General features: G+C 64.3%; 16 protein-coding genes. 9 read left to right on the top strand and 7 right to left on the bottom strand.

All coding sequences use genetic code 11. The annotated features are described in order from the left end of the window. The first annotated feature begins 257 nt into the window (after positions 1-257). The 4 genes from C6A77_RS20060 (at position 258) to groL (ending at position 3,752) form a co-directional block, all read left to right on the top strand. Complete coding sequence (locus tag C6A77_RS20060) at positions 258-989, top strand: DUF2470 domain-containing protein (RefSeq protein ID WP_114171037.1); 732 nt, start codon at positions 258-260, stop codon at positions 987-989. Between the two features lie 67 nt (positions 990-1,056). Beyond that, positions 1,057-1,518, top strand: coding sequence for an FxsA family protein (locus C6A77_RS20055; RefSeq protein ID WP_114171036.1), 462 nt, complete (start codon positions 1,057-1,059; stop codon positions 1,516-1,518). 251 nt (positions 1,519-1,769) lie between these two features. Further along, positions 1,770-2,063 carry a co-chaperone GroES gene (locus tag C6A77_RS20050; RefSeq protein ID WP_003260750.1) on the top strand — a complete coding sequence of 98 codons (294 nt, stop codon included), beginning with the start codon at positions 1,770-1,772 and terminating at the stop codon, positions 2,061-2,063. A 48-nt stretch (positions 2,064-2,111) separates the two neighbouring features. Next, positions 2,112-3,752 (top strand): chaperonin GroEL, encoded by a 1,641-nt coding sequence (gene groL, locus C6A77_RS20045; RefSeq protein ID WP_114171035.1) that lies wholly within the window; start codon positions 2,112-2,114, stop codon positions 3,750-3,752. A gap of 202 nt (positions 3,753-3,954) precedes the next feature. Here groL and C6A77_RS20040 read toward each other — a convergent pair whose 3' ends face one another. Further along, positions 3,955-4,683: a phosphatase PAP2 family protein gene (locus tag C6A77_RS20040; RefSeq protein ID WP_114171034.1), complete on the bottom strand. Its 729-nt coding sequence runs from the start codon at positions 4,681-4,683 to the stop codon at positions 3,955-3,957. 183 nt (positions 4,684-4,866) lie between these two features. Here C6A77_RS20040 and colR point away from each other — a divergent pair, with 183 nt between their 5' ends. From colR to C6A77_RS20015, 5 genes are all read left to right on the top strand, one after another. After that, complete coding sequence (colR, locus tag C6A77_RS20035; protein WP_003255215.1) at positions 4,867-5,550, top strand: two-component system response regulator ColR; 684 nt, start codon at positions 4,867-4,869, stop codon at positions 5,548-5,550. Beyond that, the gene (locus tag C6A77_RS20030; protein ID WP_114171033.1) at positions 5,540-6,850 is read left to right on the top strand and encodes a HAMP domain-containing sensor histidine kinase; all 1,311 of its coding nucleotides are present in this window, start codon (positions 5,540-5,542) and stop codon (positions 6,848-6,850) included. The genes colR and C6A77_RS20030 overlap by 11 nt, the downstream gene beginning before the upstream one ends. Positions 6,851-6,957: 107 nt before the next feature. Continuing rightward, complete coding sequence (locus tag C6A77_RS20025; RefSeq protein WP_114171032.1) at positions 6,958-7,641, top strand: class I SAM-dependent methyltransferase; 684 nt, start codon at positions 6,958-6,960, stop codon at positions 7,639-7,641. A 6-nt stretch (positions 7,642-7,647) separates the two neighbouring features. Continuing rightward, positions 7,648-8,349, top strand: coding sequence for a lipopolysaccharide kinase InaA family protein (locus C6A77_RS20020; protein ID WP_114171031.1), 702 nt, complete (start codon positions 7,648-7,650; stop codon positions 8,347-8,349). Next, on the top strand, positions 8,346-8,579 hold the full coding sequence (locus C6A77_RS20015) for a hypothetical protein (RefSeq protein WP_114171030.1): 234 nt from the start codon (positions 8,346-8,348) through the stop codon (positions 8,577-8,579). The genes C6A77_RS20020 and C6A77_RS20015 overlap by 4 nt, the downstream gene beginning before the upstream one ends. Before the next feature lie 106 nt (positions 8,580-8,685). Here C6A77_RS20015 and C6A77_RS20010 read toward each other — a convergent pair whose 3' ends face one another. The 6 genes from C6A77_RS20010 to C6A77_RS19985 form a co-directional block, all read right to left on the bottom strand. Next, a complete protein-coding gene (locus C6A77_RS20010; protein ID WP_114171029.1) occupies positions 8,686-11,730 on the bottom strand; it encodes a multidrug efflux RND transporter permease subunit in 3,045 nt (1,014 codons plus the stop codon). 10 nt (positions 11,731-11,740) lie between these two features. Then, positions 11,741-12,889 (bottom strand): efflux RND transporter periplasmic adaptor subunit, encoded by a 1,149-nt coding sequence (locus tag C6A77_RS20005; RefSeq protein ID WP_114171028.1) that lies wholly within the window; start codon positions 12,887-12,889, stop codon positions 11,741-11,743. 232 nt (positions 12,890-13,121) lie between these two features. Continuing rightward, positions 13,122-14,219, bottom strand: coding sequence for a DUF1513 domain-containing protein (locus C6A77_RS20000; protein ID WP_114171027.1), 1,098 nt, complete (start codon positions 14,217-14,219; stop codon positions 13,122-13,124). Positions 14,220-14,221: 2 nt separating this feature from the next. Next, entirely contained in the window at positions 14,222-15,277 is a 1,056-nt protein-coding gene (locus C6A77_RS19995) for an imelysin family protein (RefSeq protein WP_114171026.1), read from the bottom strand. Between the two features lie 18 nt (positions 15,278-15,295). Next, positions 15,296-16,723: a di-heme oxidoredictase family protein gene (locus tag C6A77_RS19990; protein ID WP_114171025.1), complete on the bottom strand. Its 1,428-nt coding sequence runs from the start codon at positions 16,721-16,723 to the stop codon at positions 15,296-15,298. Positions 16,724-17,091: 368 nt separating this feature from the next. Then, positions 17,092-18,429, bottom strand: a complete 1,338-nt coding sequence (locus C6A77_RS19985; protein ID WP_114171024.1) for an imelysin family protein — start codon at positions 18,427-18,429, stop codon at positions 17,092-17,094. Positions 18,430-18,492 lie beyond the last annotated feature (63 nt).

Here is an 18,492-nt window from a genome sequence, read left to right as displayed (position 1 = left end):
GTCCGCTGTTGTCGGTGACCCGCTTGTCACCTCTCCCCTTTATCCCGGGGTTGCGGGCTTATGTGTTTAGCGCGGGGGCCCGGGGGGGGCCCCATCGCCGGCAAGCCAGCTCCCACAGGTGCGGCACAGGCCTGGGCCTTGCGCGGTCATTGTGGGAGCTGGCTTGCCGGCGAAAGGGCTGCGCAGCAGCCCCATTGGCACTGCAACTGATAATGCTATCTTGTGGCCACACAGTCCGCCGCCAGGAGTTCCCCTCAGTGAGTACCAACGCCATCCGCCCCGCCCGGGAACTGCTGCTCAAGGAATACCGTGGCGTGCTCTCGACCCATTCCCGGTCGATGCCCGGCTACCCCTTCGGTTCGGTGGTGCCGTACTGCCTGGACGCCCACGGCCACCCGCTGATCCTCATCAGCCGCATCGCCCAGCACACCCACAACCTGCAGAACGACCCCAAGTGCTCGCTGCTGGTGGGTGAACGCGAAGCCGAAGACGTACAGGCCGTAGGCCGCCTGACGGTGATGGCCGAGGCGCACAAGCTGGTGGACGAGGCAGCCATCCAGGCCGCCGCCGAACGCTACTACCGGTATTTCCCGGATGCCGCCGACTACCACAAGGCCCACGACTTCGATTTCTGGGTACTGCAGCCGGTGCGCCACCGCTACATCGGCGGCTTCGGCGCGATCCACTGGCTCGACCAGGTGACCCTGGCCAACCCGTTCGCCGGCAAGGCCGAGGCCAGCATGGTCGAACACATGAACAGCGACCACGCCAACGCCATCGCCCACTACGTGCAACTGACCGACCTGCCGCGCCATGCGCCAGCGCAGATGGTCGGGGTAGACAGCGAAGGGATGCACCTGCGCATCGGCCAGGCGCTGCACTGGTTGCCTTTCCCCAGTACTTGCAATACGCCGATACAAGTCCGCGAAGCGCTGGTTTTGCTGGCCCGCGCCGACCAGTGGCCGGTGGCGGTGCAGGCCGAGGGTTGAAAAGCCGAGCGCACGCATCCATCTGTGGGTCTTACAGGAAGGTTCTCTTCCGACGAGGAATGCTTTGATGCGTGCTTTTCTATTGTTGTTTCTCCTGTTTCCCGTGCTGGAGCTGTTCGTCTTCGTGAAGGTCAGCGCCGCCATCGGTTTCTTCCCGGCGCTGTTGCTGATCATCGCCGGCTCCGCCCTGGGTGTGCTGGTGATGCGCGTGGCCGGCCTGGCTACCGCATTGCGTGCCCGTGAAAGCCTGCAGCGCGGTGAACTGCCTGCCGAGGACATGTTCCAGGGCATGATGCTGGCCGTGGCGGGTGGCCTGTTGCTGCTGCCGGGTTTCATCAGCGATGTGCTGGGCCTGCTGTGCCTGCTGCCATTCACCCGTAAGCTGGCCGCGCGCAAGATGCGCGAGCGCGGCGAAGCCCAGGCCATGCGCCAGCGTGCGTTCCAGGACGACCCGTTCCAGGCGCAGCCGCGTGATGGCGGCCACCGCCCGAACGTGATCGAGGGCGAGTACGAGCGCCGCGACAAGTAACAACCGGGGGCCGCTATGCGGCCCCGGCTTTTTTGCGGGCCAAAGGCGCTAATGAAAAATTTTCTGAAACAAGCCTTGTAATTGAATATGGCGGCCTCATGTATGTGGTCACCGCAAGGTTTCTGGTGGCAACACCAGACATGACTCAGGCGGTTCGCCCTGCGCGAGCGGCCTTCCGGCAACGCCGGACAGCATCAACCCGCCGGTGTCGACACCGGCCGATGAAAACCACAATTTGGGAGAGATCGACAATGAAGCTTCGTCCTCTGCATGACCGCGTCGTTATCCGTCGCAGCGAAGAAGAATCGAAAACCGCTGGCGGTATCGTCCTGCCGGGTTCGGCCGCTGAAAAACCAAACCGCGGCGAAGTTGTCGCCGTTGGCACCGGTCGCATCCTGGACAACGGCGAAGTGCGCGCGCTGGCCGTGAAAGTGGGTGACAAAGTGGTTTTCGGCCCTTACTCGGGCAGCAACACCGTGAAAGTCGATGGCGAAGACCTGCTGGTCATGGCCGAGAACGAAATCCTCGCCGTTATCGAAGGCTGATTTCCCCGACTTCCCGTTACTCCAAAGATTTCCAAGGATTAAACGATCATGGCTGCTAAAGACGTAAAATTCGGCGATTCCGCTCGTAAGAAAATGCTGGTTGGTGTCAACGTTCTGGCTGACGCAGTAAAAGCCACCCTCGGCCCGAAAGGCCGCAACGTGGTGTTGGCCAAGAGCTTCGGCGCGCCGACCATCACCAAGGACGGCGTTTCCGTCGCCAAGGAAATCGAGCTGAAGGACGCCTTCGAGAACATGGGCGCCCAGCTGGTCAAGGAAGTCGCTTCCAAGGCCAACGACGCTGCCGGTGACGGCACCACCACCGCTACCGTTCTGGCTCAGGCCATCGTCAACGAAGGCCTGAAAGCCGTCGCTGCCGGCATGAACCCGATGGACCTGAAGCGCGGCATCGACAAGGCCACCGCTGCCGTCGTCGCCGAGCTGAAGAACCTGTCCAAGCCATGCGCCGACTCCAAGGCCATCGCCCAGGTTGGTACCATCTCCGCCAACTCCGACAACTCCATCGGTGAAATCATCGCCGAAGCCATGGAAAAAGTCGGTAAAGAAGGCGTGATCACCGTTGAAGAAGGCTCGGGCCTGGAAAACGAACTGTCCGTCGTAGAAGGCATGCAGTTCGACCGTGGCTACCTGTCGCCGTACTTCGTGAACAAGCCGGACACCATGGTGGCCGAGCTGGAAGGCCCGCTGCTGCTGCTGGTCGACAAGAAGATCTCCAACATCCGTGAGCTGCTGCCAGTGCTGGAAGCCGTTGCCAAGGCCGGCCGCCCACTGCTGATCGTTGCCGAGGACGTCGAAGGCGAAGCGCTGGCTACCCTGGTGGTCAACAACATGCGCGGCATCGTCAAGGTTGCTGCGGTCAAGGCACCGGGCTTCGGCGACCGTCGCAAGGCCATGCTGCAGGACATCGCCGTCCTGACCGGCGGCCAGGTCATCTCCGAAGAAATCGGCCTGTCCCTGGAAACCGCTACCCTGGAGCACCTGGGTAACGCCAAGCGCGTCATCCTGTCCAAGGAAAACACCACCATCATCGACGGCGCTGGCGCCGACGGCGAGATCGAAGCACGCGTCAAGCAGATCCGTGCCCAGATCGAAGAGACTTCCTCGGACTACGACCGTGAGAAGCTGCAAGAGCGTCTGGCCAAGCTGGCTGGCGGTGTTGCCGTGATCAAGGTCGGTGCCGGCACCGAAGTTGAAATGAAAGAGAAGAAAGCCCGCGTTGAAGACGCCCTGCACGCTACCCGTGCGGCCGTTGAAGAAGGCGTGGTGCCTGGCGGTGGTGTGGCCCTGGTTCGCGCCCTGGCTGCCATTGTCGACCTCAAAGGTGACAACGAAGACCAGAACGTCGGTATCGCCCTGCTGCGTCGCGCAGTCGAAGCGCCGCTGCGCCAGATCACTGCCAACGCCGGCGACGAGCCAAGCGTTGTCGCTGACAAGGTCAAGCAAGGTTCGGGTAACTTCGGTTACAACGCTGCTACCGGCGAATACGGCGACATGATCGAAATGGGCATCCTGGACCCAGCCAAGGTCACCCGTTCGGCGCTGCAAGCTGCTGCTTCGATCGGCGGTCTGATGATCACCACCGAAGCCATGGTTGCCGACCTGCCGGAAGACAAGCCAGCTGCCGGCATGCCTGACATGGGCGGCATGGGTGGCATGGGCGGCATGATGTAAGCCAGCCTTACCCCCTGCACCATCAAAAAGCCCCGGTTCGTGAGAACCGGGGCTTTTTCATTTGCCAGTGAGGGCCATTGGGGCTGCGCTGCAGCCCATCGCCGGCAAGCCAGCTCCCACAGGATTGCGCCAACCTTGAGTCAGGCGCTGTACTTGTGGGAGCTGGCTTGCCGGCGAAAGGGCCGCGAAGCGGCCCCCTCTGTCAGGCGACGCTGCGCTCGACGGCTGGCGCTTCCACCATGCCCCGGCGGTACAGAATCAGATAATACGACCCTAACCCGATCAACCAGCAGAACACCGCCGTCCACAGGTTATGCGACAGAAAGTGCGCGCCCTGCATCATTCTCCCTACACCCAGCACCGAGCCCGCCACCAAGGCCACCACCAACGCCACCCGTGCCAGGCGCGGCTTGCGGTCCCGCAACATGAAGAACAGGCCGAACAGGCAGAACCCGGTTGCCGCGTGCCCGCCCGGCCAGCACAGCCCGGGCTTGTCGGTCGCCGGCCGCGGTTCCAGCAGCTTGCTATAGGTTTCTGTGCCGCCAAACTGGGTCAGGCTCCACGGGCATTGCACCTGGGTCACCTTCTTCAGCGGCGTGACGAACGCGGTCGAAAGCCCTAGCGCCAGCACCAGGCAGCCCAGTTCACGGCGCCAGCCGAACAGGCGCTGCCAGAAGAAACTGGCCGCAAAGGTCAGCAGCGACAACACCCCCAGCAGGATCACGCCTTGCTTGACGCGGTCGTGCAGGATGTTTTCCAGCAGGTAGCTGTGGCGGCCAATGAATTGTCCGGCAGCCGGGTCGAAGAACAGCTTGGCGAGGTCCATGTCGATCGACGTAAGCTCCAGCAGGATCAAGCCCAGCGCAGTCGCCAGGGGTATCCCCAGGTACAGCCAGAAATTGAGCGGGCGAGGGCGGGTTCGTTGCTGCATGGCGGCTCCAGGGCGCGAAAAGGATCGGGCATTGTCGGCCGCCCGCTATTCTGTGTCCGTGAAGGATCAGTGAAAAAACCGTCAAGTCCGGTGAATTTTCCCGGGGGCTGGCACCCTGCAGGCATAGGCCTTAAGCTGCGCCTGCCGCGCACCACAGCGAGAAGCGCCGCACAGGAGAAACCGATGCGCATTCTTTTGGTTGAAGACAACCGCGATATCCTGGCCAACCTGGCCGATTACCTGGGCATGAAGGGCTACACCGTCGATTGCGCCCAGGATGGCCTGTCCGGCCTGCACCTGGCTGCCACCGAACACTACGACCTGATCGTGCTCGACATCATGCTGCCGGGCATCGACGGCTATACCCTGTGCAAGCGCCTGCGCGAAGACGCCCGCCGTGACACGCCGGTGATCATGCTCACCGCCCGCGACCAGCTGGACGACCGCCTGCAGGGCTTCCGTTCCGGCGCCGACGATTACCTGCTCAAGCCCTTCGCCCTGTCGGAACTGGCCGCGCGCATCGAAGCCGTGCTGCGCCGCGCCCAGGGCGGCGGGCGCCGTACCCTGCAGGTGGCCGACCTCAGCTACGACCTCGACACCCTCGAAGTCACCCGCCAGGGCCGCCTGCTCAAGCTCAACCCGGTCGGCCTCAAGTTGCTGGCGGTGCTGATGCAGAAGAGCCCGCATGTACTGCGCCGCGAAGTGCTGGAAGAAGCCCTGTGGGGTGACGACTGCCCCGACAGCGACAGCCTGCGCAGCCACGTGCACCAGCTGCGTCAGGTGATCGACAAGCCGTTCGAAAAACCGCTGCTGCATACCGTCCATGGCGTCGGCTATCGCCTCGCCGAGGGCCGTGATGGAGTTTAAGCAAAGCCTTGCCCAGCGCATCATCATCGCCTTTGCCCTGATGAGCGCACTGGTGGCCGGGGCCTTCGCCTTCGGCATCGTCGGCACCGTGCACCTGGTCGAAGAACGGCTGATTTCCTCAGTGCTGGGTGGCGACCTGCAACGCCTGCTGCGCATGGACAGCGTCAGCGACTGGAGCCACCGGCCACGCCCCGATCAGCTGTTCTATTTCAGCGGCGGGCGCGACGACTTCGAGCTACCCAAGGACCTGCGCCACCTCGAACGCGGCTTCCACGAGGTGTTCCGCGACCAGCTGTCCTATCACGCCATGGTCGAAATCGTCGATGGTCGCCGCTACGTGCTGCTGCAGGACCAGAGCGACTTCGAAGAGCGCGAGCGCCTGCTGTTCGCGGTGGTGGTGGTGGGCTTCGTGCTCAGCCTGGTGCTGGCGGTCATTCTCGGCTGGCTGGTGGCACGCCGGGTGATGGCGCCGGTGATCCGCCTGGCGCGTCAGGTACGCCACCGCGACCAGTTGCTGGGCCTGGCGCCGCCGCTGGCGCCGGATTATGCCGCGGACGAAGTCGGCCAGCTGGCGGTGGCGTTCGACGATACCTTGGGCCGTCTGCGCGATGCGCTGACCCGCGAGCGCTTGTTCACCAGCGACGTCAGCCACGAACTGCGCACCCCGTTGATGGTACTGGCCACCTCGTGCGAACTGCTGATGGAGAACCCGACGCTGGACGCCCGCTCGCGCAGCCAGGTAGAGCGCGTGGCGCGGGCGACGGAAGAAATGCGCGAACTGGTCAAGACCTTCCTGATGCTGGCCCGGGCACAGCGCGACGAGGGCGCGGTCGCTTCGCGGGCCACCCTGCGGGAAGTGGCTGACGAACTGATCGGTGTCTGGCGCGACACCATCGAACAGAAGGGCCTGGCCTTGTATTTCGATGGCCGCGTCAGTGCCAGCCCGGTGTTGTACAACGCCACCTTCCTGCAATCGGTGATGGGCAACCTGCTGCGCAATGCCGCGCACTACACCGACAGCGGCTACATCCGCCTGAGCCTGGAGGCCAACGGTTTCAGCGTCGAGGACAGCGGCGTGGGTATCCCCGAGGAACAGCGCGAGGCGATGTTCAAGCCATTCGTACGCGGGGATGAGCGGCGCGGCGAGGGCCTGGGCCTGGGCCTGTCGCTGGTACAGCGAATCTGTGACGACCAGGGCTGGCATGTCACCCTGACTTCCACCTTGCCGCACGGCTGCCGTTTCCAGGTGGACCTGAGCAATACCGCGGCCAAGGGCGACCCGGATGGCCTGGCTGAGTAATCGGTTGTAACAGGTCATTCGGCGCTCAACATTTTTTTCACATTGGCATGACCTGATTCCTACGCCTGCCTACCTAAGGTGGGCGCAATAGAGTCAGGAGATGCCCAATGCGTAGCCCCATCAAGCTTGAATTTTCCGAGAAGTACGACAAGGAACATGCCCGTGAGTACTTTCTCAAGCACCAGGATGGCCTGGCGCGACGCCTTTCCCACAAGCGAGATGAGCAATTGGCGCGTCGCGCCTTGGCCCTGGCGGGTGAGCCAGGCCTGGTCCTCGACCTGCCATGCGGCGCCGGCCGTTTCTGGCCATTGCTGGCCGAAAAGCCCAACCGGGTGATCATCGGCGCCGACAACTCCGAAGCGATGATCGAGACAGCCTGTGCCGCGCAAGCGCCAGAGGTGGTCGCACGGGTACGGCCCTTGCAGACTTCGGCATTCGCCATCGATCTGCCCGACAACTCGGTGGACAGCATTTTCTGCATGCGCCTGTTCCACCATATCGGCGAAGCGGCGCACAGAAAGACCATTCTTTCGGAATTTCAACGGGTTAGCCGTGATAGTGTGATCCTGTCACTGTGGGTGGATGGCAACTTCAAGGCCTGGCGGCGGAAAAAGCTGGAACAGCGCCGCAACGCCAGGAAGCATGGGCAGGGCAATTATCAGAACCGTTTTGTGTTACCGGCCGACACGGTCGAAGAAGAATTCAAGGCCGCCGGCTTCAGAATCCAGGAACGCCTCGACTTCCTGCCGTTCTATGCCATGTGGCGGGTCTACGTATTGCGTAAGGGGTAGTGTTTGATGGCTGTAGCCCAAAGTGGGGAGTCGCGGTTCGATTTTTACTGGCGCCAGCAGGGCGAGTGGGTCGAGGAACCTAATCAGCGGCGTGGCGGCGAGAGTGGCGTGCAACGCCTGAACGATGCCAACGGCAAGCTGCTGTATGCCAAGCGCCAGGTCGGGCACATCTACCGCAGCCTGCTGCATCCATTTGGCCGGCCGACCGTATTGCGCGAGCTCGATGCGTTGAACAGCTTCGAGCAGCTGGGCGTGCGTGTGCCGCGCATCGTCTTCTGCGGTGCCGAGCGTGACGCTGACCACCAATGGCGTGCGCTGTTGGTCAGCGAAGCGCTGGACGGCTTCGTCGAACTCGACACCTGGCATGAACAGGGCGCCCGTGAGCGTTACCCGCAGGTGGTGCATGAACGCATGCTCAAGGACCTGGCGGACAACCTTGCGCGCATGCACTTGGGGCACTGGCAGCACGGCTGCCTGTATGGCAAGCACGTGTTCGTCAAGGTGATTGGCGAGGGCGAGCAGGCCCGCGTCGAAGTCGCGCTGCTGGACCTGGAAAAGTGCCGGCGGCGCATCAGCTGCCAGCGCGCAGCGGGTAACGACCTGCGCCAGCTGCGCCGCCATTCGTCGCTGAATGACGCGGAATGGCAAACCCTGCTCTACTTTTACCAGATGGCGTTTGGCAGCGCTGTCAAAGGGTTAGAGCGATGAAACTAGAAATAGCTCGAGCTTTGTTCCTGGTAGCTGGCCTGGCGGTGACCACCGTGGCGGTGGCTGCCTGGGAAGAGCCGAGGCCGACCGTGTTCAGCAAGGCCGAGCTGGCCGACCAGTGCGCGTTGCCGCGGGATGTGAAACCGCAGCAACAAGCCAAGGCCGCGCCGGATCAGGACCTGTTGCTGTTCCTGTTCGGCATGCGCCAGGGGTTGCGGCCGTTCGGTTGAACCTGGCAGTAGATGGAAATGCTTTACCGGCCTCTTCGCGGGCTTGCCCGCTCCCACAGGGTGCCGTGTTCACTGTGGGAGCGGGCGAGCCCGCGAAGAGGCAAGGTCAGGCCACAACAGGTTTCCTGGCCACCGCCTTGTGTGCCAACAACGTGTAGATACAAGGCAACACGAACAAGGTGAACAGCGTACCGATCGACATCCCGGTGGCAATCACCGTACCGATGTCAAAGCGGCTGACCGCCCCCGCCCCGGTCGCCAGAATCAGCGGCACCATGCCGAACACCATCGCCGCCGTGGTCATCAGCACCGGCCGCAGGCGAATCGCCGCCGCTTCCTCGATCGCCTCGCGCACGCTCAGGCCACGTTCTTCACGCAGCTGGTTGGCGAACTCGACAATCAGAATGCCATGCTTGCTGATCAGCCCGATCAACGTCACCAGCCCCACCTGGGTGTAGATGTTCATGCTCGATATGCCGAGGAACAGCGGCAGCAACGCGCCACAGATCGACAACGGCACCGTCACCAGAATCACCAGCGGGTCGCGGAAGCTTTCGAACTGGGCCGCCAGCACCAGGAAAATGATCGCCAACGCCAGGCCGAAGGTCACCCACAACGCGCTGCCTTCCTGCACGTACTGGCGGGCCACGCCGGCATAGTCGAAGGCGAAACCTTCCGGGGCCTCTTCGCGGGCGATGCCCTGCACGGTCTGCAGCGCCTCGCCCAGGCTGACCATCGGCACGCCCTGGATGATCGCCGAATTCAGTTGCTGGAACTGGTTGAGCTGGCGCGGGCGGGCGCGGTCGGTGAGGGTGATCAGGGTGGAGAGCGGCAGCAGCTGCCCCTGGTCGTTCTTCACGTAGTAGTTGTTCAGCCAGCCGGGGTTGTCGCGGTAGGGCCGCTCCACCTGGGCAATCACCTTGTAGCTGCGCCCCTCGAGGGTGAAACGGTTGATTTCCGCCTCGCCCAGCAAGGTCGCCAGGGTGCCGCCCAAGGTGTCCATCGACACCCCCATCTGCGCCGCCTTGGCCCGGTCGATATCCACCACCACCTCGGGTTTGTCGAAGGCCAGGTCGATGTCGAGGAAGGCGAACTTGCCGGACGCCTGGGCGCGGGCCTTGATCCGTTGGGCCACCTCCAGCAGCGCCGGGTAGTCACCCGCGCTGTTGATCACGAACTGGAACGGCAGGCCCTCGCCGGTACCGGGCAGTGACGGCAGGTTGAAGCCGAATATCTGCAGACCAGCGACTTCCTCGAGCTTGGCCTGCACCAGCGGCAGCAGCTCCATCTGCGTGCGTTCGCGTTCATTCCACGGTTTCAGCAGGAAGCCGCCGATGCCGGTCTGCACGCCGTTGAAACCGTTGATCTGGAACGACGAGTAATACTCGGGGAAGGCCTTGAACAGCGGGGTGAACTGGTCGGTGTAGGCGTTGAGGTAGTCCAGGTTGGCCGGCTGCGGCGAGCTGCTCATCATGAAGATCACCCCCTGGTCCTCGTTGGGCGCCAGTTCGTTCTGGGTGAACTTCAGCAGCAGCGGGATCAGGCACAGGATGATCACGGCAAACACCAGCACCACCGGCCGGCTGTCGAGGGTGGCGTGCAGCACGCGCTGGTAGCGCGCCTTCAGCCGTTCGAACAGCACATCCAGGCGATGGGCCAGGCCGCTGGGGTTGTGCGCCTGGCGCAGCAGCAGGGCGCACATCATCGGCGACAGGGTGAGGGCGACGATGCCGGAGATGACCACCGCACCGGCCAGGGTCAGGGCAAACTCCTTGAACAGCGCGCCGGTGAGCCCGGTAAGGAAGCCGATCGGCGCATACACCGCCGCCAGGGTGATGGTCATCGACACCACCGGCATGGCGATTTCCCGGGCGCCTTCGAGGGCCGCGTCGAAGGGCGACTTGCCTTCCTCCATGTGCCGGTGGATGTTTTCCACCACCACGATGGCATCGTCCACCACCAGGCCGATGGCCAGTACCATGGCCAGCAGAGTCAGCAGGTTGAGCGAGTAGCCCATCATCTGCATGAAGAACAGCACGCCGATCATCGACAGCGGAATGGTCACCACCGGGATCAGTACCGAACGCAGGGCGCCGAGGAACAGGAACACCACGACGATGACGATCAGCACGGCTTCACCGAGGGTCTTGATCACTTCGTCGATGGAGGCCTGGATGAACAGCGTGGCGTCGTAGGCGATCGATACCTTCAGCGCCGAGGGCAGCTGGCTTTCCAGCTCGGGCATGATCCGCCGCACTTCCTTGATGACATCCAGGGGGTTGGCGGCCGGGGTGGCCTTGATGCCGATGTACACCGAGGGGGTGCCGTCGAACGAACTGACCGTGTCGTAGTTTTCCGCGCCCATCTCGACCCGTGCCACATCACCCAGCAGCACGCGGCTGTCGCCACTGGTCTTGACCGGCAGGGCGGCGAACGCCTCGGCCGACTTCAGCTCGGTGCTGGCGTTGATGCTGGTGACCACGTATTCGCCTTTTACCTCGCCGGCAGCGGCGAGGAAATTGTAACGGCGCACGGCGTTGGTCACATCGGTGGCCGCCAGGCCATAGCCGGCCAGCTTCACCGGGTCGATCCAGATGCGCATGGCGAACACCTGGTTGCCGAGGATTTCCGCTTCGGCCATGCCCGGCAGGGTCGCCAGCTTGGGCTGGATCACCCGCGACAGGTAATCGGTAATCTGCGGGTTGCTCATCTCGCTGCTGTAGAAGCTGATGTACATCAGCGCCGACGCATCGGCGGCTTCCTTGCTCAGGACCGGGTCTTCCGAGTCCTGCGGCAGCTTGTTGCGCACCTCGTTGGCCTTGGCCAGCAGCTCGGTGAACAGCCGGTCGCTGTCGGCGCCGATGCGTGCATAGATGGAAATGATCGAGAAGTTCTGCCGGCTTACCGAGGTCATGTAGTCGATGCCTTCGGCGCTGGCCAGGCTTTGCTGCAGCGGCTGGGTGATATAGCCCTGGATGGTTTCGGCGTTGGCCCCGGGGTAGGCGGTGGTGACCGTGATCAGGGCGTTTTCCATTTGCGGGTACTGGCGGATCTGCAGCTTGCTCCAGGCCTGAAAGCCCAGCAGCAGGATCAGCAGGCTGACCACGCTGGCCAGCACCGGGCGGCGGATGAACGGGTCGGTGAACGCCATGCCAGCCTCCTCAGTCCTTGCCCGGCGCGCCCTGGGCGGGCTCGAGGGCGTTGTCCTGGCCGATGCGGATCGCCGCACCGGGGGTGAGCTTCAACTGGCCGGCGGTGACCACCTGCTCGCCGGGTTGCAGGCCCTTGCTGACCACCACCACGCCGTCACGGCGCTCGCCGGTGCGCACCGTGCGCTGCTCGGCGGTGAGTTGCGCCTGGCCGTTGTCGTCGTTGAGCGGTTTACCGTCCTTGTCCTTTTTCGGCGTGGCGACGTACACCGAGTTGCCATACAGGGTGTAGGTGATGGCGCTTTCCGGCACCACCACGTGTGGTTGCGGATTGGGCAGCAGCACCAGCAGGCTGGCGAACATGCCGGGCAGCAGTTTGCCGTCCGGGTTGGCCATGGTCGCGCGCACCAGCAGGTTGCGCGTGGTTTCCTCGACCTTGGGGTTGATGGCGCTGAGGCTGGCGGGGAAGGTCTGGCCCGGGTAGGCGGCCACCTGCACCAGCACCTGCTGGCCCAGCTTCAGCTGTGGCAGGGCCTGTTCCGGCACATTGAAATCGACGTACAGGCTGGAGGTGTCCTGCAGGGTGGCGATTACCGTACCGGCGGCCAGGTAGTCGCCGACGTCCACCTGGCGAATACCGATGGTGCCGCTGAACGGCGCGCTGATGCTCTTCTTGGTCTTCGCCGCCTTGAGCTGATCGACCACGGCCTGGTTGCGCCGGTACTGGGCGGTAAGGCGGTCGAACTCGCCGCGGGAGATGGCCGAATCGCCGACCAGCTGGCTGCCACGGCCGAAGTCGACCTTGGCCAGGCCCAGGTCGGCCTGGGCGGTGCCGAGCAAGGCGGTTTCCTGGTCGTCATTGAGTTGCAGCAGCAGTTGCCCGGCCTTGACCTGCTGGCCCGAGTCGAAGTGCAGGGCCTTGACGATGCCTTCCACCTCCAGGCTCAGCTCCACACCCTGGAGGGCCTTGAGGCTACCGACGGCGGGCAGGCGCGCTTGCCACGGGCGCTGTTCAGCCAAGGCGGCGGCCACGGTGATGGGTGGCTTGGGGGCAGTGAACATCTGGATCTGCTGGTAGATCGAAAAGGCTTTGTAGCCCCCCAGGGCCAGCACGATCAGCAGAACCACGGCCAACATGATGAGCATGCGGCGGCGCAGCATAGGTCCGGTTCCTTGGATGCGTTGTTATGAGTCTGGACACGACAACGGGCGATCCTGCCCACGTGTGGATGGGGGAATTATCGACTGTTTTTTGGGGGAAGGGGAGTGAATTGCCGGTGCCGGCCCTTTCGCGGCTGAAGCCGCTCCCACAGAGACCGCGTAATCAGTAGGTTACGCGGTCACTGTGGGAGCGGCTTTAGCCGCGAAGGGGCCAGTACAGCCAGCCCGAAAATCAGACCAGATGCAGGTGGTTGTCCCAGAAACCGGATGGCAGGTCCAGCGGTTGCCCGACCAGTTCGGGCTTGCGGCAATCATAGAAGCGGCAACGGCCCTGCCCGGAGGTGACGACAAAGCCGTCCTGCACCGCACCCACCCCCGCGCAATCGGGCATTGGCGCATCCAGCCGCACCGCACCGCTGTCCAGGTCCCAGACGAACAGGCGGTTGGCCCGTGGCGCAGTCAGCGCCACCAGCCGCAGTTCGCTGTGGATGGCCACGCTGGCGGTGTACTGGGCCATGGCCTGCAACTGCCGCTGCGGCACCGGGAACGCCTTGAACGGCTCGCCCGGGCGCTTGATCGCCAGCAACTCGGCCGTTTCGTCGGCATCGCCCATGAACTGCTGGCAGGCGGCGATGGTGCCATCGCTGCCCACCGCCAGGTGGCGCACGCTGTTCATCTGCTGGGCCAGGGTTTCCTTGCTCAGCAGGGTGCCGTCGCGCTGCATCAGTACCAGGCTCGGTTCCATGGCGTGAAGGTTCATCTCCACCCGGCTTTCGGCTTCGGTACGGATACCACCGTTGGCCACCACCAGCGTTTCGCCATCGGGCAGCCAGGCTACCTCGTGCGGGCCGATGCCATGGGTCGGAATCTCGCCAGTGTGTACCAGGCGCTCGCCTTCGAAACGGTACACACCGAGTACGCCACGCCCCGGGTCGGTGGTGTCGTTCTCGGTGGCATACAACCATTGGCCACTCTTGTGAATGACCGCGTGGCCGTAGAAGTGCCGCTGCGGCTGCGAGCTGATGGTCTGCAACAGGCGCCCGTCACGCAAGTCGACCAGGTAGCTTTCGGTACCGGGGCGGCGGGCGACGAACAGCGCCATCGGCAGCTGTGGGTGATGGATGATGGCATGGCAACGCTGGGCCACCTGGGTGCTGAACACCTGGGTGCCGTCCAGGCGAAACCCGACCGCATAGTGCTTGCCGTCGCCGTCATCTCGCGCCGACAGCAGCAGGGGCTCGCTGCCTTTGTTGCGGAACAGGCTCCAGCCGCCCAGGGTAAGGGCGCTGAGCAATACGCTACCGAGTTTGAGGGCCTGGCGTCGCAGCATGATCAGTCACCGTCGTTGGCATTGAAGCCCAGCTGGATGTTCAACGCCTTGGCCAGCTCGCCTTCGTGCAGGCGGTGGACGACGTTGAGGCTGTCGTAGATCTGGTTGAGGGTTTGCTGGCCGGCGTCGTCGGCCAGCAGCTCGCCCAGGGTCTTGTGGTTGTCGGCCAGCAGTTTGAGCGCGCTCGCGTAGGCGTCGTCGATCTTGTCCGCCAGGGCTTTCTGGTCGCTGGGCAGCAAGCCGCGCAGGCCCTGGTTGTCGACCCCGACCCACACCGCTTCGGCGGCCTTGAGGCTGGCCTGCAGGCTGTTCATCGAGTTGTGGCTGCGCCAGGCTTCGGCCTGCAGCGGCTGCGCGATGCCCTTGCTCTGGCGGCCCATCGGCGCGCCGAGCTTCTTCTTCAGGGTGTCCAGGGCGGTGACCTGGGCGCGCAGCAAGTCGGCGATGGCTTCGTGCGAATCGGCGTAGCGCTGGTTGGGGAACTTGGTCATCTGCGAGAGCATGCCGTCGGTGCTGTTCCAGCCCTTGAGGATCTCTTCGGCCAAAGCCTTCTGGTGTTCACCGATGGCCACCAGCAGCGGGCAGTAACGGGCTTTCTGCTCGGCAGTGGCGATGTCCGGCTTGCTGTCGAAGAGGATGTATTCGTAGGCCGACAGGCCGCGTACCACGACGCTGGCCTTGGTCAGGTCGACCGGTTGCTCGGCGTTGACCAGTTGCTCGACCTGGCGGCCGACCAGGTTCTTCTTGTCGGGCCAGAACTGTACCTGCCAGGCGCGGTTGCCTTCGGCCAGCGGGCCGACCAGCAGCGGTTGCAGCTCGGCCCAGGCTTTTTGCGCATTGAGGAAGTCGGCACGTGCCTTGTCCAGGCTTTCCTTGCCTTCGCAGTAAGCCAGGGCGCTGGCGGCCAGCAGGCGGTCGGCTTCGACCCAGCGGCTGTAGGTAGGCAGGATCACCTGCTTGGCGATGGCCGCGGAGGTCACCGCTTGCGGGTCCTGCGGCGAGCAGGCGCCGAGGGCGAGTGCGGCGAGGCTGGTGAACAACAGTTTGGGTCGGAACATGCCCGGCTCCTTTGCGCGTTAAAGTGAGTTCAGGAAGGCCAGCAACGCAGCACGCTGCTCGGCATCGAATGTGAGGACGAAATTGCGTGCCGCCTCGGCCTCGCCACCGTGCCAGAGCACGGCTTCGAGCAGGTTGCGGGCGCGGCCATCGTGCAGGAACTGGCTGTGGCCACTGACCGTTTCGCTCAGGCCGATGCCCCACAGGGGCGGGGTGCGCCAGTCCTGGCCGTTGGCGGCGAATTCGGTGCGCTCGTCGGCCAGGCCCGGGCCCATGTCATGCAGCAACAGGTCGCTGTAGGGGCGGATCAGCTGGTTGGCCAGCTCCGGCTCGGCGGCATCGGCGGCGGTGGTGAACTGTGGCGTATGGCAGCCCTGGCAACCGGCCTGGTAGAACAGGTTCTTGCCCGCCAGCACCTGTGGCGAGCCCACATCGCGGCGGGCCGGCACGGCCAGGTTGCGGGTGTAGAAGGTGACCAGGCGCAGGATGTTGTCGCTGACTTCCTTCTCGCCATCGGCGCCGTCGCCGTTGGCGGCAGCCAGGCAGTCGGCCTGCGCGGCGGTGCAGTCGTCGTGGGGTTGCAGGGTGCTGGTCAGGCCCATGTCACCGGCAAAGGCGTGGACGTTCTGCTGGTTGACGTTGGGCTGCCCGGCTTTCCAGCCGAAGCGGCCGACCACGGTCTTGCCCAGGGCGTCGTCCCACACCCGGTTGGCCCGGCCGCGGATACCATCGTGGTTGCGGTCGTCCGGGTCTTCGTTGGCCAGCAGGTCGGCTTCGGGGATGGCTTCGAGCAGGCCCAGGCCGATCATCGGCGGCGCCACCCGCGCCGAGAAGCGCGTATCGGGGTGCATCACGCCATAGCCGAGCTGGGTGATCTGCAGCGCCGGCTTGCGCAGCTCGACCTGGTGGCCGTCGTCGAACGACAGCGTTTGGCTGGTGTAGCTGACCCGCACCTTGCCTTCCGGCGTCACGCCAGGAATGGCCATGTCCTGCAGTTGGGTACCGTAGACCGGCTCGGGCACCACGCCGAGGCGCTCGACCACCTTGGCCAGGTAGGGCTGGTCGGGGATCGACAGGCGTACCAGCATCGAAACGGCGTTGCTGGCGCCCGGCTCTGGCGGGTGGCCGCGGCCGTCGCGCACGTGGCAGTTCTGGCAGGCATTGGTGTTGAACAGCGGGCCGAGGCCGTCACGCGCGGTGGTGGTGGACGGGGCGATCACCCAGGGGTTGCGAAAGAAACTGTTGCCCACGGCGAAATCCAGGCGCCGCTCCGGCGAGAGGTTGGCCGAGGGCAGCGAATAGGCATTGCGGTCAGTGCGCTGCACGGTGGCCTTGCCAGCCGACAACGCTTCGCCGGGCTCGGCCTGGGTGAAGCGCGGGGCGTCGTCACAGGCGGCGAGGGCGAAGGCCAGCAGCAGGGGGGAGAGTCGGGACAGCGACAAGGACATCGAGAATCCTGGGCGTGAGCGAAAAACCGGCGTGCAAGCTTAGCAGGGTGAAGGAGTTTGAATAAGAGCAATTTGCAATTGCTGGATGAAATCGGTGTCAGTTGGCCATGTTCATCTGTTGCCTGTGACGACCTCTTCGCGGGTGAACCCGCTCCCACCTCGACCCGCACAGACCTGTAGGAGCAGCCTTGTGCTGCGAAGAGGCCATTACCGCCATAGAAAACCTTTTGTCATACTGCCCCCTTCGCAGCACAAGGCTGCTCCTACAGCATCATGCAGTCCCTGTGGGAGCGGGTTCACCCGCGAAGAGGCCGGCACAGAAAAAAGGCGACCCGAAGGCCGCCTCTTCCAGCACCGCTACAGCAGGATCAGAACTCGTGATCAGCGGTATCCGGGTTCAGGTTGGCAATGCCCAGCTTGCCGGCGGCCTGCTCGATCGCACCGGTCTGCTTGACCAGGGCGGCGATGGCGTCACGCACGATCTGGTTGCCAGCTGTGTTGTCGGCAGCGATCAGCTGGTCGTAGTGCTCGCCCTTGAGGGCGTGGTCGACGATCACCTGGATCTTGGCTTCGGTGGCTTCCAGGTCGGCCTTGAGCGTGGCGTCGGCAGCCGGGTCGACCTTGGCCACCAGCGACGACAGGCTCGGGCCGGTCACCTTGCTGCCGTCCGGGCGGGTGTACTCGCCCAGGTAGACGTTGCGGATGCCCTTGGCGTCGTAGAAGTGCGAGTAGTGAGTGTTGTCGCTGAAGCAGTCATGCTCGTCTTCCGGCGAGTTGGCTTCCAGCGAAACCTTCATGCGCTCGCCCGCCAGCTCGCCCAGTGACAGGCTGCCCATGCCGAACAGCATCTTGCGCAGGCCGTCGTTGACCGGCTCGGCTTCGAGCTTGGCGCGGTAGTTGTCGGCGACGTTCGGTGCCCAGTTGCCGACCATCTCTTCGAGGTCCTTGACCAGCAGGTCGGTGGCCGCCTTCAGGTAGGCACGACGGCGGTCGTTGTGCCCGCCGGTGGCGCCTTTGCCTTCCAGGTAGTCGGAGGCAGGGCGGTTACCCGCGCCCGGGCCGGTGCCGTTCAGGTCCTGGCCCCAGAGCAGGAACTCGATGGCGTGGTAGCCGGTGGCGACGTTGGCTTCGGAACCGCCCAGCTCGTTCAGGCTGGCCAGCTTCTCGGGGGTGATGTCCTTGACGTCGACCTTCTCTTCGCCCACCTGGATCTCGGTGTTGGCGATGATGTTGGCGCTGGCTGCCGGGTTGCCCAGGGCGTGCTCGTAGCTCTTGTCGACGTAGTCGATCAGGCCTTCGTCCAGCGGCCAGGCGTTCACCTGGCCTTCCCAGTCGTCGATGATGGTGTTGCCGAAGCGGAAGACTTCGCTTTGCAGGTACGGAACGCGCGAGGCGACCCAGGCGTCCCGGGCGGCCTTCAGGGTCTGGTCGTCGGGCTTGGCGAGGAACGCGTCGACCGCGCTCTGCAAGGCCTTGGCGGTGCTCAGCGAGTCGCTGTACACGGCGTGCACCAGCTCGGCGTAGTGTTTGACCACGGCTTTGCCGGCGGCTTCGTCGACAGCCCCGGGCGCGGCAGCGGCGGTGCTGGCGGCGGCAGGTGCCTGGGCTTGTGGCGCGGCGGCCTTGTCGTCCTTGCCTTCGCCGCAACCGGCGAGAGCGATGGCAATGGCCAGCAGACTGGCGGAGGCCAGAGGCATTCGAATCATTATTGGTTTTCCTGCGTCGTGTGGTTGGACCAAGGGGTGACCGTGCGCCGTGGCACGCGAAAC

This window comes from Pseudomonas sp. AFG_SD02_1510_Pfu_092 (assembly GCF_003331055.1).
Classification (GTDB): Bacteria; Pseudomonadota; Gammaproteobacteria; order Pseudomonadales; family Pseudomonadaceae; genus Aquipseudomonas.
The sequence above is the reverse complement of the archived record's forward strand: the minus strand, read 5'-3'. Positions and strand labels throughout refer to the sequence as shown.